Source organism: Glutamicibacter uratoxydans, assembly GCF_050753455.1.
GTDB classification, from domain to species: domain Bacteria; phylum Actinomycetota; class Actinomycetes; order Actinomycetales; family Micrococcaceae; genus Glutamicibacter; species Glutamicibacter uratoxydans_A.
Map to the genome: position 1 here is coordinate 134,597 of NZ_CP192736.1, position 15,493 is coordinate 150,089.

General features: G+C 61.3%; 15 protein-coding genes. All 15 read right to left on the bottom strand.

The genetic code is table 11. The features are described from left to right. Positions 1 to 19: 19 nt before the first annotated feature. A complete protein-coding gene (locus tag ACQQZ8_RS00620) occupies positions 20 to 271 on the bottom strand; it encodes a hypothetical protein (protein ID WP_431710831.1) in 252 nt (83 codons plus the stop codon). Positions 272 to 424: 153 nt separating this feature from the next. Then, a complete protein-coding gene (locus ACQQZ8_RS00625) occupies positions 425 to 1,993 on the bottom strand; it encodes an ABC-F family ATP-binding cassette domain-containing protein (RefSeq protein WP_431710832.1) in 1,569 nt (522 codons plus the stop codon). 399 nt (positions 1,994 to 2,392) lie between these two features. Further along, on the bottom strand, positions 2,393 to 3,094 hold the full coding sequence (locus tag ACQQZ8_RS00630) for a demethylmenaquinone methyltransferase (RefSeq protein WP_431710833.1): 702 nt from the start codon (positions 3,092 to 3,094) through the stop codon (positions 2,393 to 2,395). A gap of 279 nt (positions 3,095 to 3,373) precedes the next feature. Further along, positions 3,374 to 4,567, bottom strand: a complete 1,194-nt coding sequence (locus tag ACQQZ8_RS00635) for an alpha/beta hydrolase family protein (RefSeq protein ID WP_431710834.1) — start codon at positions 4,565 to 4,567, stop codon at positions 3,374 to 3,376. Between the two features lie 88 nt (positions 4,568 to 4,655). Then, positions 4,656 to 5,468: an SDR family NAD(P)-dependent oxidoreductase gene (locus ACQQZ8_RS00640; RefSeq protein WP_431710835.1), complete on the bottom strand. Its 813-nt coding sequence runs from the start codon at positions 5,466 to 5,468 to the stop codon at positions 4,656 to 4,658. Further along, positions 5,465 to 5,926: a VOC family protein gene (locus tag ACQQZ8_RS00645; RefSeq protein ID WP_431710836.1), complete on the bottom strand. Its 462-nt coding sequence runs from the start codon at positions 5,924 to 5,926 to the stop codon at positions 5,465 to 5,467. Before ACQQZ8_RS00645 ends, ACQQZ8_RS00640 begins: the two co-directional genes overlap by 4 nt. After that, positions 5,910 to 6,464, bottom strand: coding sequence for a cupin domain-containing protein (locus tag ACQQZ8_RS00650; protein ID WP_431710837.1), 555 nt, complete (start codon positions 6,462 to 6,464; stop codon positions 5,910 to 5,912). Before ACQQZ8_RS00650 ends, ACQQZ8_RS00645 begins: the two co-directional genes overlap by 17 nt. A gap of 37 nt (positions 6,465 to 6,501) precedes the next feature. Next, positions 6,502 to 7,626: an FAD-dependent monooxygenase gene (locus ACQQZ8_RS00655; protein ID WP_431710838.1), complete on the bottom strand. Its 1,125-nt coding sequence runs from the start codon at positions 7,624 to 7,626 to the stop codon at positions 6,502 to 6,504. 233 nt (positions 7,627 to 7,859) lie between these two features. Then, entirely contained in the window at positions 7,860 to 8,780 is a 921-nt protein-coding gene (locus tag ACQQZ8_RS00660; protein ID WP_431710839.1) for a LysR family transcriptional regulator, read from the bottom strand. 101 nt (positions 8,781 to 8,881) lie between these two features. Continuing rightward, positions 8,882 to 10,273 (bottom strand): NAD-dependent succinate-semialdehyde dehydrogenase, encoded by a 1,392-nt coding sequence (locus tag ACQQZ8_RS00665; protein WP_431710840.1) that lies wholly within the window; start codon positions 10,271 to 10,273, stop codon positions 8,882 to 8,884. Continuing rightward, positions 10,270 to 11,229, bottom strand: coding sequence for a fumarylacetoacetate hydrolase family protein (locus ACQQZ8_RS00670; protein WP_431710841.1), 960 nt, complete (start codon positions 11,227 to 11,229; stop codon positions 10,270 to 10,272). Before ACQQZ8_RS00670 ends, ACQQZ8_RS00665 begins: the two co-directional genes overlap by 4 nt. Beyond that, positions 11,230 to 11,523, bottom strand: a complete 294-nt coding sequence (locus ACQQZ8_RS00675; RefSeq protein ID WP_431710842.1) for a putative quinol monooxygenase — start codon at positions 11,521 to 11,523, stop codon at positions 11,230 to 11,232. A gap of 49 nt (positions 11,524 to 11,572) precedes the next feature. Then, positions 11,573 to 12,628: an ABC transporter permease gene (locus ACQQZ8_RS00680; RefSeq protein WP_431710843.1), complete on the bottom strand. Its 1,056-nt coding sequence runs from the start codon at positions 12,626 to 12,628 to the stop codon at positions 11,573 to 11,575. Further along, the gene (locus ACQQZ8_RS00685; RefSeq protein WP_431710844.1) at positions 12,615 to 14,201 is read right to left on the bottom strand and encodes a sugar ABC transporter ATP-binding protein; all 1,587 of its coding nucleotides are present in this window, start codon (positions 14,199 to 14,201) and stop codon (positions 12,615 to 12,617) included. Before ACQQZ8_RS00685 ends, ACQQZ8_RS00680 begins: the two co-directional genes overlap by 14 nt. A gap of 1 nt (position 14,202) precedes the next feature. Next, positions 14,203 to 15,339, bottom strand: a complete 1,137-nt coding sequence (locus ACQQZ8_RS00690) for a sugar ABC transporter substrate-binding protein (protein ID WP_431710845.1) — start codon at positions 15,337 to 15,339, stop codon at positions 14,203 to 14,205. Positions 15,340 to 15,493: the final 154 nt, after the last annotated feature.

A 15,493-nucleotide genomic window follows, 5' to 3' on the forward strand; every position in this document is an offset into this window, starting at 1 on the left:
GTGTCCTTCCTCCGTGCGGCTAGCGTTCGTCGACGAGATTCTCGATGCGTCCGGGGAGGTGTTCCAGAGCCGAATCCCAGCCCGGCATCTGGCTATTGATCTCGACGCTGTACCCCTCGGCGAGGATGAATTCGGCACAAGTCAGCGTCTCCGTGCCGGATCCGCTTTCGTAAATGAATGCGCGACGAATATCGTGCCAGAGGAGGGTGGCGGATTGATCGATGACCAGCCCGGTGGGCAGGACCTCGACGGTGCGCTGCGGATAGCTCATGTTGGGCCTTCCATGGCTGAAAAAGTGCTGGCTTCCAGTGTGGCACACGCGGCTCGGCCGATGGGCCGTACGCGCCGAATTTTGCCGGAGATCACTACCCTGCACCCCAACCGTCCGCCCCAGTGAAGCAACGGACGGTTGCGCAGCACAAACCTAGAAAGTGGGGTCCAATTTTTTGAGGCTTCCCCGATGATCCAGCTCTAGCAGGTAGTCCAAACCTATTGAGGACAGGAACTTCTCATCGTGGCTCACCATCAGTAACGCGCCGCGGTAGGCGTTGAGAGCCCGCGAAAGTTGTTCAACGCTGCTGATATCCAGATTATTGGTCGGCTCGTCGAGAACTATGAGCGGCGTAGGAGGGTCAGCAAGCAGCAAAGTTGCTAGATATACCCGAAACCTTTCCCCACCGGAGAGCGTTGCCAGGGGACGATCCACGCTGTCGCCTCGCAGGAGCATCCGGGCCAAAGCATTGCGTACTTGATGACTGGTGCTTAGTGGGGCCACCGCGCGGACACTGTCCATGGCAGAGGACTGCTCCGGAAGGGTGTCAAGACGCTGTGGTAGGAAGCCGGCCTCGCAGAATAGTTGGGTTTTGATCGGTAACGCCGTGCCACCGGGTAAGCCCAGCAGCTGGTTTAGGAGGCTGGTTTTCCCTACTCCGTTGGCGCCAACCAGACCCACACGTTCCGGCCCCTGAATGATGTGGGCGCTATTTTCATCACTCAACACGGCGATTTTGCGGCTACGTGGTAGCCGAGGGTCGGGTAAATCAATGCTGATCTGCTCAGCCTTGCGGATACGATTCCCCGCGTCCTGAGCATGCTGTTGTGCCGAAGCGACTTTGGATTCCATTTCGGCGCGCATCACTCCGGCCGAAGCCTGAGATTTCTTGCGGAGGTTATCGGCCGCCATCCGCGGAATACTGCCGGATAGTTGCAGTTTTCGTCCCGCTTGTTGGCGACGGGCCAGCTTGGTTTCAGTTTCACTACGTTGACGCTTTTCCTGCTTGAGCTGTTGTTCAGCGGTTCGCGCCGCTTGTTTGGCCGCGTCCTGCTCCCTATCGAGATACTGGAGATATTCGCTATAGGTGCCACCAAAGTTTGTCAGGTTCCCTCCGAAAAGCTCGGCGGTGTGTTCCATCCGCTCCAACAACGCAAGATCGTGGCTGATAACTACCAAGGTCCCCGGCCAATCGTCCAGTAGGGAGTAGAGCTTGGTACGGGTGGGCCGATCTAAATTGTTGCTGGGCTCATCGAGCAGGGTGATGCTGGCCTGCGCCAAACGTAACCCGATGATCGCAACCAGCATGGCTTGTCCACCGGATAAGGTCGCTGCCAAGCGGTCCAAGTCGGAAACGCCTAAACCGATGCGTGAGAGCTCGGCCTCGGTTCGGGCCTCGATATCCCAGCGCTCGCCGACGGTGTCATAGTCGGCAGGGTCGAGACTTCCCGCTTCGACGGCTCGTAGGGCTCTAAGAATCGGCGCAATCCCCAATAGCCCGGCAACACTCATGCCGGGTGTAAGTAGCAGCATTTGGGGCAGATAAGCTACCTCACCATTGAGTTCGACACGACCCGAAGTTGGGGTCAGCTCGCCGGCAACGAGGCGTAGTAGCGTCGATTTTCCTGCGCCGTTATCGCCTACCAGACCGGTTTTTCCGCGGCTGAAACTGCCGTTGATTTCGGATAATGCTTCGGTTCCATCGGGCCAGCTGAAGGACACGGAATGAAGTGTAATTGCAGAGGATAAAGCCATGGTGGCCTCCTGAATCCTGCTGATTAGCGCAGGAAGGTGATCGGGGCGGCCGCGAAATCACCAGAAGGCATGGGGTTAGGCCAGCAAAGGACCCGTGTCTATTGAAATGAAGTATTCAACCATGAGATCTGGGATCGGCCAGCCGGAAATGAACAAAGTACATGCACCGGGCATGCAAGGGGTTCGGGGGGCTAGGAGCCGAGGATCTCGATCTTCATGAAAATAACTGTAGCAGTACTCAGCGTCCGGTGGGGGAGCCGCTGCGCATTGACTGCCGCCAAGCACCCGCGCGGGGCCGTGGATCCCTTAAAAACTTAGGCCCGCATGCATGCGGGATGCGGGCCACAGACAGAGATTAAGAGGGTACTACTTGGTTGCCCGGTGCAGGGCAACAATTCCACCGGTGAGGTTACGGAATTCGACGTTCTTCCATCCGACTTTGCGGAACTTCTGACCCAGTGCCTGCTGATCCGGCCAGGCGGCGATGGAGTCCGCGAGGTAGGCATAGGCCGAGGGGTTTGAGGAAACCAGGTAGCCCAAGGCCGGGATAACCCGCGGCAGGAACTGCTGGTAGGCCACCTTGATGGGAGTGACGGTCGGGGTGGAGAACTCGGCGACCACAATGCGACCACCCGGTTTGGTCACGCGAAGCATCTCGGACAGGGCCTTTTCGGTGTCCGAGATATTGCGCAGCCCGTAGGAGATGGTCACCGCGTCGAAGGTATTATCCTCGAACGGCAGATCGGTGCCGTCACCGTAGACGAACTCCAGCTGCGGGTGGCGTTTGCGGCCCTCGGCGAGCATGCCGTGGGACATGTCGCAGGCGGTGACCTTCGCCCCGGCCGCGGCGAAGGGTACCGAGGAGGTGCCGGTGCCGGCGGCCAGGTCGAGGATGTGTTCACCGGGCTTCGGGGCGACCGCCTCGGTGGTGACCTTGCGCCAGTAGTTAACGATGCCGCCGGTCATCAGGGTGTTGAGCAGGTCGTAGCGCGGGGCTACGTTGTCGAACATCTCCTGAACCTGGTTGGCCTGCTTGTCCAGGCCCGCGCGCACATTGTGGGAAGTCATGGTTCCCAGTGTTTCACATTCGCGCATGGCATATGCTCCGATGTGCGCGGAATCGCTCTCAGAGTAGCGACTCCAGCCGCCGGTAGCTGGCCTCCATCCCGTCGGTCATTCCGGTCGCCAGGACCATGTCCCGAAGCGCATTTTCATGCCATCGGCCTACGCCCTGGCCCATCAACCGGTGCGTTAACACCGGTTGATGGGCTTGAACGAGTCTTTTCGCCGATAGCGACCAGCATGGGTAACTACCCCGATGTCCCGGACCACAATCGGTGGTGGGAGTCAGCGCTTGCTTGCGTGGGTGGCCGGAGCCTTCAGCTCTTCGTCCCGCAGCTTGCCGAATGTCTCGGAAACCCAATCGGCAATGTATCCGGCCACGTAGGGCATATTGTCGATGGAAATATGCTCGGTGCCTCCCTCCGGCTCGTCGAACAGGCGAAGCTCACGCAATGGGCTGTTGACCGCCTGCTCGTAGCTCTGCCGTGCATAGTCCACCGAAATCTGGCGGTCGTTGACCCCATGGGTGATGAGGAACGGAACATCGATCTTCTCCACCACCCCGTTCAGATGCATGTTGCGGGTGCGTTCGAAGAAGTCCTCCTGGTCTCGCGCACCCCACACCCACTGCACGTGGTCCCAGTAGTGCGGCACCGGATTTTCGCCTTCGCGGTCAAGCCGCTTATGCTGCACCTCAGTCCAGTTGTGGTTGGCACCCCAGGCGACCACTAGTTTCAAGCGTTTCTCGAAGGCGGCGGCCCGTGGAGCGTAATAACCGCCGAGGGACCAACCCACGATACCGATCCGATCGGCATCAATGGCCTGGATGGTTTCGGCGTAGTCTATGATCGCGCCAGCCCATGCTTCGGTATCATGGCGGGCGGTCAGCCCACGTAGGCGAAGAGCCTCCCCTGAACCCGGGGTATCGACCATGAGCGTCGAGATTCCACGCTGGGCCAGCATCGCAGGGAACCCGGAGTAGTACATCATCTCCTTTGTTGAATCCAGCCCGTTCCACTGAATCACCAACGGGGTCGGGGACCCGTCAACGGATTCCGCTTGGTACAGGTAGCCGGGAAGGGACGAATCCTCGTAGGGGATTTCCACGGGCACCAAGGGCAGACCGCCTAATTGGATATGCTTCAGCAGCAGGTCAATGGACTTCTGGTACGCCTGATTGCGGCCCTCCCACTGCGGTGATTGCAGCCGCTCGGCTTGTGAGACATACAAGCTTGACCGGTAGTACTTGTCGGCGGCTCCCTGGTGGCGTCCCAGCTGTTCATCGACTTGCGCCGAGGCTACCAGCCGGTCGGCGACGGCAACCCACGCCGCGTAGAGTTCCTCGGTGCCTGCATCATCACCATTCTTCGCGGCCTCGAGCACGGGACGGCAGGCGCGGTCTACCTCGTCAATAAACCCGCCGTTGTTCAAGGTGGCGACAACGGACATCGACCAGACATAGTTGGTCGGGAAATACATGAACATAACTACTCCTCTGTGTTTCTGGAGGTGGCCCCTCAGATGTTCTCGTACGGACCCCCTGGACTTCTTCGGTGGCTGGTGGAACCTACGTGGCGGCCGGTGTGGTGGTACGTCCGGCAAGCAGATCCGACATGACCTTCACCCCGCCCGATGAGGTGAAGGCTCCGTCCACGGGGATCTCAGCCCCGCTGACGTAGCTAGCCAAACCGGAAAGCAGGAAGCAGACCACTGCGGCAACCTCCTGCGGCTGACCCACCCGTTCTAGCGGTGTGAGAGCCAGCTGGGCGCTAGTCATCAGCGGGGAGGCATTGGCCATCATCGGGGTTTCAATGTAGCCAGGATGGACGATATTCACCCGGATACCCCGTGGACCCAGTTCGGTGGCAGCCGCATGGGTCAGACCCCGCAGCCCCCACTTGCTGGCTGTGTAGGCTACCGTGTGGTGGGCGTTCAGTGCGGCGGCCGAGCCGATGTTCACGATGGAGCTGCCCGGTACCATGAGTGGCAGCAGCGCTTGGATGCCTAGCAGCGGTCCGGCCAAATTGATGTCCTGGGTGTGTTGCCAGTCGTTGAGACTGACATCTTGCAGCCGTGGACGCATGGTGATCCCTGCATTGTTGACCAGGCCATGCACGTCCAGGCTTCGTTGTTGCAAGGAGCGGGCAAGGTGTTGCCAGTTCTCTTCGTTGGCCACATCCAGCTGGTGGTATTCGACTTGCCCTGGAAGTTCCCGGGTTTCCGAAACCAGATCAGTAGCTTGTTCGGACAGGTCCGTGGCCACCACATGGGCGCCGGAAGCAGCCAGTAACAAGGTTTCTGCCCGACCTTGCCCGCCGGTGGCTCCGGTGACAACCACAAGGCGCCCGGCCAACTGTGGCAGTGCGTCGATGGTGTTCATGCGAGGGGTTCCTTTCGGTCGATCAATTCAATGAAGTTGCCTTCAGGATCGGCCACAAAACTCATTCGTACGCCGGGCTGCGGGGACGGGCAGGGAGCCATTTTCTCGATGGCTCCATGACGCAGCAGTGTGGCATGTAGTTGGTCCACATCAGTCACCCTCAGGCACAGGTGCCCGTAACCGCGGCGTAGCAGTGCCTCGGGCTGGGTCGCAGGCGCGGGAAGGGCCGCTGAACCCGCACGTTCGAGTAGTTCGAGCACCAGCCCTCCCGGGTGGACCAGGAATGCGCCACGCAGTTCCAGTGGCTGGACCTCGAAATGACCGGTGGACGTCATCTCCAGTGCTTGGCCGTACCAGTCGAGCATCGAGTCGAGATCGGCGACGGAAATTCCTACGTGGTCCAGCCGCATGCCGCTACCCTCGTTCACGAGCTGCTGCTGGTCAGTCGTGTGGGCCATGGTGTAGCAACTCCTCATGAATGGACCCCGGCAACAGGTCAAGCAGTTCGGGGGTGAAATGCCCGTCAACCAGGATGAAGGCCACCCGGCACACGGCATCCGAACGGTTCGCCCAGGCATGGTCGGTACCGCGTTGCACCACAACATCTCCGGCCCGTAGCAGCACCTCGCTGTCGTCGAGGACCAGGAAGATCTCGCCCTCGAGCACGATTCCATAGTCGATGGTTTCGGTGCGGTGCACCGGGGATTGGTTACCCAGTTCGTTCACATGACCGGGGAAGAACTCGTTGATGCGGATCTTGGTGCCGCGTTCCGGGGGCGGGACACGCAGTGTGCGCTGGGTTGGCTCATCCGGTTCCATCGGTTGGATCGCAGCGGGGCTGTTGTCGGTCTGCCAGATTTCGTAGAATCCGACACCGTCCTGCGGCATGTACTGGTGAACCGGCACGGTACCGTCGCTGAGCACCACGGAGGTACCTGCGGCATCGTGTCCGGTGACCACGCGCCGCGGCAGCGTGCTCTGTGGTTTGGAAGTCATGGTCGTGTCCTTTGGAAGGTGATAGTGGATCGGGACATCAGGCGGGCTGGGTCAGCACGTTGAGGGCACCGGCCATGACACCGGCGGTATCGATACCCTCCAGTGCAGGGTGCAGCTCCCATTCGGCCAGTTGCAGTGAGGCTTCAACCACGCCGGCGACGCGCTTCTTGCGACGGGTGATGAACTCATCGAGCAGGCTCTCGATGTGGCCGTCGCGGGCCACGTATTCGGCCAGCAGGATTGCGTCCTCGCAGCATTGGGCGGCACCCTGGGCGATCAGCGGTGGGCAAGCGTGGACCGCATCGCCGATGAGGACCACCAATCCGTCACGCCATGACTCGTCGTCGACGAAGAGCCATTCGATGGGTTGGAAGTTCTTCACATGCGCGTCGGTGATGTTCTCACGGATGAAGTCGAACGGGCCGTGGTAGCCGGCCAGTAGCCGCTTGAGCTCGTCGGTATCACTGAGCCCGTTGTCCGGGCGCACCGGGTCGGTCAGCACATATGCGTAGCAGAGGTCCTTGGAGATCGGGGTGTAGCCGGCCTTGTACTCAGGCCCGTGGTGGAAGACCGCGGCGCAGTCCATTTCTGCGGTGCGTTCGGTGACCACACGCCAGATCCCCAGCCCGCTGGGCTTCTTCTCGTGGGTGATACCGACCAGCTTGCGGGTTTCGGAGTTGATTCCATCTGCGACGACGATCAGGTCGAATTCCGCGGTGGTGCCGTTGGAAAATTCTGCGCGCACCGTGTGTTCCAGGTTCCGGTACCCGATCAGCCTGCCCCCGAGGATGACTTGGACACCTGCCTGGTGGATCATCTCCACGAGTACGTCCTGGATGTTCGAGCGCAACGCGCCCATGGTTGGAGGTAGGTCCATCCCGCCGGTGTGCGGGGTGTCCACGGTAGTGATCAGGTGCCCTTCGGCATGGCGTAACTGCAGGTCACTGAACGGGTGGGAGGTTTCCATGATCTTGTCCAGCGCACCGATGGAGCGCAGCGCCTTGAGCGCATTGCCCTGGACGGTGATGCCGTGACCGACCCCGTGCCACTGCTCGGAGCGTTCAAGCAGTGTGATGTTCTTACCCTGCTGGCGCAGTGCCAGTGCGGCGACAGTGCCGGCAATTCCTCCACCGACTACCAGGATGTTCTGTACCTTGTGCAACGTTTTGTCCTTCCGAGGCCAATGTCGTTCTGCGGATTGGTGATTACCATCACGCTATGGCCTGGGCTGTGTCGGCAGAAGTGGGTATGGCTGATGGCAACTATCGCGGTCAGACATAGCCGCAGGCAACAGATCCCGATTGCCATGTGTGGAGCAGGGTTATCGTTCAGATACAGCAGCACCTCCGCCTGGCATGTGCAGACGGAGGTGCGCGGAGTGGGTGGGTAACTGGATTATTCGGTGTCGAATTCGACCTTCTCGGCGGTCAGGTAGAGCATCTCCACCAGCCAAGTCACGGCAGGATCCGAATTCTTGGATGGGTGCCAGTGCGCGGCCTCCACCAAAAAAGCCTGGAGCGGGGTGTTGACTATGGCCAGGTTCAGGGACGCGGCATAACGTTCGGCCAGGATCTGCGGGACGTGCCCGATCAGCGCGGTACCGGCCACTGCCAAAGGCACCGGCAGGAATCCCTGTACCACCCAGGCGATGTCGGGAACCAGCCCTGCCTCGGCCAGCATGTCATCAATATGCGTCTTATTCCCTTCGCCGAAGCTGGCCTTCACGTGGCGTAGTGCGGCCAGGTCTTCAAGGGTGAAGGCGCCGTTGCGGATGCGTGGGTTCGTCGCATCGGCCACGCAGACGAATCTGTCACTGAACAGTGCCCGCTTCTTGCCCGGTAACCCGCGGCCGGTACCTGCGATGATGACATCGCGTTTGAGCAGGTCTTCGGGGGTGACTCCACTGCCTGCGGGCAACGAGTCGCACACCACCCGTACTCCGGGGGCATGCTCCTTGAGCAGGTTTGTTAGCGGGCTGGTCAGTTGCGCCAAGGCGTAGTCGGAAGCGGAGATGTAAAAGGTGCGTTGGCTGGTTGCCGGGTCAAAGGTGGGCAGTAACTGCACCGTTTGGTTCAACGCGTGCACGGCCTCGTTGATCAACGGCAGGATTGACTCTGCTTTTTCGGTCAGTTCGAAAGTGCGTCCTTGACGGGTCAGCAGTGGGTCGCCGTATTGCTGGCGCAGCCGCGCCAGGGCACCGCTGACCGCGGGCTGGCTCATGCCGAGCCGGGCACCGGCCTTGGTGAGGTTGCGTTCTAGCAGGATGGCCTGGGCCACTACGATCAGGTTGATATCGATCTTGCGAAGGTCGGTCATCGTTGTCCACATCCCGCGGTGTGCTGTGTAGTCTTCTACCGGACACGACAATTATCCCCGCCCGTACCCCCACATGTGGCCGGACGGGGATCTGTCTGGTGTTACTTGTTCAGTTCGGCAGCCCACACGGTGCGAACATTGGTGAACTCGCGCAGCCCCTCCACGGATAATTCGCGACCGTAACCGCTGGACTTCAGTCCTCCGAAGGGCAGTCGTGGGTCCGAGGCCGCGACTCCGTTGACGAAAAGCACACCGCTGGTGATTTGCCGGCCCACACGCAGTCCGCGGTCCATGTCCCCGGTCCAGACGGTGGCACCCAGACCGTAGATGGTGTCGTTGGCCAACTCGATGGCATGTGCCTCGTCGCGGGCGCGGATGATGGGCATGACGGGCCCGAAGGTTTCCCGGCGGAATACCGGCATACCGGCGGTCACCTCCGACAGGACGGTGGGCTGGTAGTAGTAGCCGGGACCCTTTCGCCGTTCGCCACCGGTCTCCAGCACCGCGCCGTCATCCACGGAATCCTGAACTAGTGCATGGATTTCCTCGACAAATTGTTCCTTGGCCAGCGGTCCCAGATTGGTGCCTTCGGCGCCGGGGTCCCCCAGCTCCAGTTCGCGTACGGCCTTGGTGGCCAAGTGGACAAATCGGTCGTAGAGCTCATCGACGACAATGAAGCGCTTGGCGCACAGGCAGCTTTGGCCGGTATTCCCGAAGCGTGCCGTCACGGCCTGCGGGATGATCGATTCCAGGTCGGGGACGTCCTCGAGCACCACGAACGGGTCGGAGCCGCCCAGTTCCAGGACGCATTTCTTCAGCGCCCGGCCAGCAGCCTGGCCGATCGCCTTACCGGCGGCTTCACTGCCCGTGAGGGTTACCGCGCTGATGCGCGGGTCCTCGATGATCGTGGAGACCATTTCATGTGATTGCGGCACCAGCACGCCGAATAGCCCCCGGGGCAGACCGGACTGTTCGAATACGGAATTGATGGCGTGGGCGGCGCCGGTGACGTTGGCTGCGTGTTTCAGCAGTGCCCCGTTGCCGGCGATCAGTGCCGGGATGGCAAATCGAATCACCTGCCAGTAGGGGTAGTTCCACGGCATCACAGCAAAGATGACCCCTAAGGGCTCGTAGGCAACGAAGGAGCTTTTCGCCTGGGTGTCAATGCCTCGCGGGGCCAGGAAATGTTCGGCATGTTGTGCGTAGTACTCGACCGTAGATGCGCACTTGAGCACCTCAGACCGCGCCTCGGTGATCGGTTTGCCCATCTCGGCGGTGATCAGCTGGGCATGTTCCTCCACATTGTCGCGCAATACCCGGGCGACCCGGGCTACTGCGGCGGCCCTGTCTGCCACCGGAAGTCGTGACCAGCCATGTTGGGCGGTGGCACTGGCGGCAATGATGTCCTGCAGCTGTCCCATATCGTGGGTAGGGTAGTCGGCCAGCTGTTCGCCCGTTGCCGGGTTTCGGGTGGTAATCGTTGCGGGGCTCATAACTGATCCTCACTATAGGTTCGCCGCGCAGCCGGAACCAGGTGTCCGGGACTGCGGGTTTTGGTAATGGTGTTGCTGATGGTGCCCAGCCCGGTCACCGACATCTCCACGGTGTCCCCGACCTGGAGGGGCGCCGGAGAGCGGGTGCCGGTCCGGCTCCAGGTTTCACTCAGGGCACCGGACCTGCAGGTGCCGGTGGCCAGCACGTCGCCGGCCCCGACCAGGGCGTCGCGTGACGCGTGGGTGAGCATTTGTTCGAAAGACCATGAAAGGTTGGCCAGGTTGTCCTGGCCGACTTGGACCCCGTTGACGCTCACGGACATATCCAGCGCCAGCCGGTCCCCTTGGCGGTATTGCTCCAGTTCGTCCGCCGTAGTGATCCAGGGGCCCAACGTGTTGGCGAAGTCCTTGCCCTTGTTGGGCCCGAGTCCGACTTGCATTTCACGTTGCTGGATGTCGCGGGCGGACCAGTCGTTGAAGATCGCATATCCGATGATGTATTCCCTCGCCTTCTCGACCGGAACATCGCGGGCCTCATGGCCCACGATGGCCGCGACTTCAAGTTCGAAGTCCAACGCCTGGGTGTGCGGCGGCATCGGAACCGGTGCCCCGGAGCCCACGAGGGACCACGGGTTCATGAACAGGAAACCGGGAGCCTCATACCAGGGCTCTGGAACGAAGCCATTGCCATCGAACCCCTTCTTCATTCCGGAGATGTGGGCCTCGAAGCCGAGGAAGTCCCGCATGGCCCGCGGCTGGATGGGTGGTAGTAACTGAACGTCCTCGAGGGGTGCGCGGAACCGTCGGCCGGCCGTGGCTTCAAGCTGGTTGCGTTCGGCCGGAGCCAGGCTCAGCACCTCAAGTGCGCTGAGCCTGGTTTCCAGCAGGTGCATCCAGCCATTGCGCACGATTCCCAAATGAGCGAAGCCGTGATGCTCAAAGGCTGCGAGTTTCATCTAGAAGTCCAAGGTCTCGCTGAAATCGCGCTTGCGCTCGCTTAATGCGGGAATGGCCTTCCCCAGAGCCCAGGTCTTGAAATGTTCGTAGGTGCCATGAGCCTTGAACGCTTCCTCGTTCACGTAGACCTCGAAAATCCTGAAGACGGACGGCTCCTCGGAGGACTGGTGCGCCTGGTAGTAGATGTTGCCCGGTTCGGTGCGCGAAGCCGGGGAGAGCTGCTCCAGGGCCGAACGGACGGTCTCTTCCTCGCCTGGCTTGGCGATCCAGGTTGCGCTGCAGACAAATGCCATGATGATGGTCCTTTCATAGGGTGTTTATTGATGTCATGGATCCGGGACGTTAGCCCTTTTTCCGGCGTCGACCAAGGTAGGTCGACAGTCCAACGGCCACCAGCAATGCGGCGCCGTTGAAAACAGAGGAGGCCCAGCCGCTGGCGCCGCTCAATGTCAATCCGCTGACCGAGATGGACACGAAGATCGCGCCAACCAGGGTGCCGATGACGTTGAAGAAGCCCGGGGTGATCGCGGTTGCGCCCAGGAACACGGCGGCCAATGCGGCGAACAACAGGTCGCCGCCGGAGGAGGCGGTGGCACTGCCCATGCGGGATAGCTGGATGATTCCGGCGATACCCGCGATGAGCGAGCCGAGAACGAAACCAACCCAGACATTGCGCTCCACGCGGATACCAACCAGTTTGGCTGATTCCTGGTTGGAACCGATTGCGTAGAGCGAGCGGCCATAGGGGGTGTGGGTCAGCACGTACCAGATGATCGCGGCGATCAACAGGACCACGAAGAACACCAGGGGCAGGCCCAAGATCCGGGTTGAACCGAATCTGGTGATCGCCGGGTCGATTCCGGAGAGAATGGTCTTGCCGCCGGTGAACCAGGTGACGCCGCCGGTGAGCAGGATCGACATGCCCAGGGTTGTCACGAAGGGGTTCATCTTCAGCTGGGTAACGAAGTAGCCGTTGACGACGCCGATTAGCGCGGCAAATACCATCGAGAGCAGGAACGCGGCCCACAAGGGGACCTGGTAAAAGGACATCAATCCCGCGCTGAGCACCTGGGTGCTGACTGCTACGGCACCAAGGGAGAAATCGAAGTGTCCGGGGATGAAAGCGAAGAGCGCGGCTATCGCGATCAGCGCAGTCACCGATTGACTGCCGAGGATCACGTTGATGTTGTTCATCGTTGGGAAGGCGGATGAGCTGGCAGGATTGGCCGAGAAGAAGATGATCACCAGCAGGGTCAGGATGACCAGGGCGTAGCTTTCCAGGAAATGGCCGAGCCGTGTGGTGAGGCTGGTGCCTGGGGCGGTGGCCGCTGTGGTCACCGGGATGCTGCCGGCGCGTTGGGATGCCGGGGTCCCGGGCTTGGTTTCAGTCATGTTCATGGTTCCGATTCCTTGGGTCAATCATGACGAGTTTGGTCAGTGAATCGACATCTACATCAGTGGCGTTGACGGATTCCTCCAGGCGTCCGTCACGCAGGATGAGGATGCGGTCGCTCAGGGCCACCAGTTCGCTCAGGTCCGAGGAAGCCAGGATCACTGAGCAGCCGGTGGATGCGGCCTGCCGGATGATGGCATAGATTTCGGCCCGGCTCATGATGTCCACGCCCTGGGTTGGTTCATCCAGTAACAGTAATTTCGGGTCTCGTTGCAGCCACCGGGCGATGACGACCTTTTGTTGGTTGCCGCCGGACATGGAGCTGAACCTGGCATCTGCCCCGCTGACTCTTATGGCGAGTTTGCCGATGTAATCACGGGCAATGCGTTTCTCCTTGCTCCGGGGCATCCACGTACCGCGCCAGGTGTTCTTGTGCACGGCCACCGAGATGTTGTCGCTGACCGTGCGGTCGGGGAACGCTGCTTCCTTTCCGCGGTCCTCGGGCACCAATCCCACTCCGGCATCCATTGCATCCTGGATGCAATGCGGTGCATAGGGATTCCCATCCAGCAACATGGTGCCGGAGTCGGGGCGGTGGCGGCCGAACAGGTCCAGCAGCAGTGAACTGCGCCCGGAGCCGACCAGCCCGGCGATGCCGACGATCTCTCCGCGTTTGACTTGCAAATCGACGTCGTGGAGCGGCCCGCCCCGCACGCCATGCACTTCAAGCCGTAGCTGGTCGGTGGCATGGGACTGCGCATCGTCCGGCCGCAACGCGGAGACCATGCCCCCGGCCATGATGGAAACAATGTCGTGCTCGGTGGGAGTGGCGTCCACCAGCGTCCCGGCCACCTTGCCGTCACGGAAGATCGTGTAGTCGTGGGCGACGGAAATGATTTCCTTGAGCCGATGGCTCACGATGATGATTGTCTGTCCAGCATCGGCACGTTCGCGGAGGCGGGAGAGCAGGTATTCGGATTCGGCCTGTGCCAGCGAGGCGGTGGGTTCATCAAGAACCAGGATGGCTTCGGAGGAGTCCTCGTGCTGCATGACCCTGGCGATCGCGACCATGGTGCGATCCGAGGGTCTCAGATCGCCGACTTTGGTGCGTGGATCGAACTGCAGGTCGTAACTGGCCAGTGTCACCGCAACCCTGTCGCGTAGGTCTCTGGCCGAGATCGCCCCGCCGGTGCGCAGCGGAAATCCATGGGCCAGGCCGAAGTTCTCGGCGATCGACAACTCCGGGAACAACGCCAGATCCTGGTGGACGAAGCGCAGGCCGGCGGCCCGGGCCGTGTCAGAGGTATATCCGGTCAGCGAATACGCCTGTCCAAGTACCTCGAGGTCACCGGAATCGGCCGGGTGCACGCCGGCGAGGATCTTGATCGTCGTGCTTTTGCCGGATCCGTTGCCGCCGAGCAGGGCGTGGATGGTGCCGCGTCGGACGTCCAAACTGACATCATCCAGCGCCTGCGTGCCGCCGAATCGCTTGGACAACCCGCGGAGGGACAGGGCCAGCCGTGGTGGGCCGCCTGACCCCGCGGCGCGGTCGTCAATAATTGGTGCTGCGCCGGACATGTTACTTGCCCCAGGCTTCGAGGAAGACCGATTCGAAGTCGATGGCTCCGTCATAGTCCCCGGAATCCGGGAGGTTGTGTTCGGCATCAATTGTCTGGATGGATTCACCGATCCAGGCAGCTGGTTGCCCATCGAGGATGCGGGCGGCGGTGTCCACCGAGCCCCAGGCCCCCCAGCGGACCGCGAAGCCCACCGAGGCGTCCACTCCGGCGTCACCTTGGCGGATCATGTCCATGACCGGCGCGTCGCCACCACGTCCGATGACGAAAAGTTCACTGTCACGCCCAGACTGCACAATGGTCTGGGCCAGGCCGGTGGCCAGCCAGCCGTCCACCGGGACTACTACGGCATTGGCTTCGGGGTGGTTCAGCAGGGCGGTACTGACCTTTTGCAAGTAGGAGCCGTCGGCCTGCTCTGGATCTGAAACGTCAACAGTGGCTACGACGTCCCCGCCGCCCAGCTCGGTGAGCCGTTCGGTGAATCCCTCGGTGATCCAGGGTCCCCAGGACTGTCCGGTGAAGTTCAGGACGACGGCCTTCACCTGCTGGTTGGTCTTGCCCGTCAGGTATTCGGCTTGCAGCTTGCCGAATCCCCGCCATTGGCTTTCGGGGGTTTCCCCGTCGATCCACAAACGTTCGGAGTCCCACAGTTTCGGGGAGCAATCATCCACACCGCCGCCGCCGATCACTGTGATACCGGCGTCATTGGCCTCCTGGAAGGCGGCCTGGGCGACACCGCAGCCGATGCCGATGGGCACAATCACGTCCGCGCCACCGGCGATGGCCTGGCGGATCGCGGTGGCGAATCCCTCTGGGTTCAGCTTGCCATCGGTGATAGTGGTTTTCCATCCGATGGCTTTGCCGGCTTCGACCACATTGGCGGCAGGAGTGGAGCAACCAGGCACCTGTTCCCCACAGGAGACCACGAACAGGTTCACGTCCTGGGAGACGTTGACCGGGTCCAGCTGCAAGTCGCCGCTGATGCCTTCGAAGGACTGGTCGAGTGCGGCCTGGGCATCGGCGCCCAGTTCGGTTCCCGAGGTGGTGGATGTATTGGTGGTGTCGGAGCCGCACGCGGAGAGGGCGAGGGTCGAAGCAGCGAAGACGATCGCTGCGGTTGCGAGTGGAGTTCGTTTCATGGTCTTACCTTCGGTTCCGGTGGATGGTGGGAAAGGCCTGCGGAGACTGTGTGCCGCATCACGTTGGGAACAGTCAATCAATACGCGGCCGGAGCGGGAACAGTGCCGGGGTGATGTCTGGTATTGGCTGCGGCAATGGTTGGGACATGGGCAT

Bases quoted from the DNA above. Each gene is read 5' to 3' on its own strand.
- ACQQZ8_RS00680 (WP_431710843.1), bottom strand. From the start codon at position 12,628: ATGAACATGACTGAAACCAAGCCCGGGACCCCGGCATCCCAACGCGCC.
- ACQQZ8_RS00630 (WP_431710833.1), bottom strand. From the start codon at position 3,094: ATGACTTCCCACAATGTGCGCGCGGGCCTGGACAAGCAGGCCAACCAG.
- ACQQZ8_RS00685 (WP_431710844.1), bottom strand. From the start codon at position 14,201: ATGTCCGGCGCAGCACCAATTATTGACGACCGCGCCGCGGGGTCAGGC.
- ACQQZ8_RS00620 (WP_431710831.1), bottom strand. From the start codon at position 271: ATGAGCTATCCGCAGCGCACCGTCGAGGTCCTGCCCACCGGGCTGGTC.
- ACQQZ8_RS00635 (WP_431710834.1), bottom strand. From the start codon at position 4,567: ATGTATTTCCCGACCAACTATGTCTGGTCGATGTCCGTTGTCGCCACC.
- ACQQZ8_RS00690 (WP_431710845.1), bottom strand. From the start codon at position 15,339: ATGAAACGAACTCCACTCGCAACCGCAGCGATCGTCTTCGCTGCTTCG.
- ACQQZ8_RS00665 (WP_431710840.1), bottom strand. From the start codon at position 10,273: ATGAGCCCCGCAACGATTACCACCCGAAACCCGGCAACGGGCGAACAG.
- ACQQZ8_RS00660 (WP_431710839.1), bottom strand. From the start codon at position 8,780: ATGACCGACCTTCGCAAGATCGATATCAACCTGATCGTAGTGGCCCAG.
- ACQQZ8_RS00645 (WP_431710836.1), bottom strand. From the start codon at position 5,926: ATGGCCCACACGACTGACCAGCAGCAGCTCGTGAACGAGGGTAGCGGC.
- ACQQZ8_RS00640 (WP_431710835.1), bottom strand. From the start codon at position 5,468: ATGAACACCATCGACGCACTGCCACAGTTGGCCGGGCGCCTTGTGGTT.
- ACQQZ8_RS00650 (WP_431710837.1), bottom strand. From the start codon at position 6,464: ATGACTTCCAAACCACAGAGCACGCTGCCGCGGCGCGTGGTCACCGGA.
- ACQQZ8_RS00675 (WP_431710842.1), bottom strand. From the start codon at position 11,523: ATGGCATTTGTCTGCAGCGCAACCTGGATCGCCAAGCCAGGCGAGGAA.
- ACQQZ8_RS00670 (WP_431710841.1), bottom strand. From the start codon at position 11,229: ATGAAACTCGCAGCCTTTGAGCATCACGGCTTCGCTCATTTGGGAATC.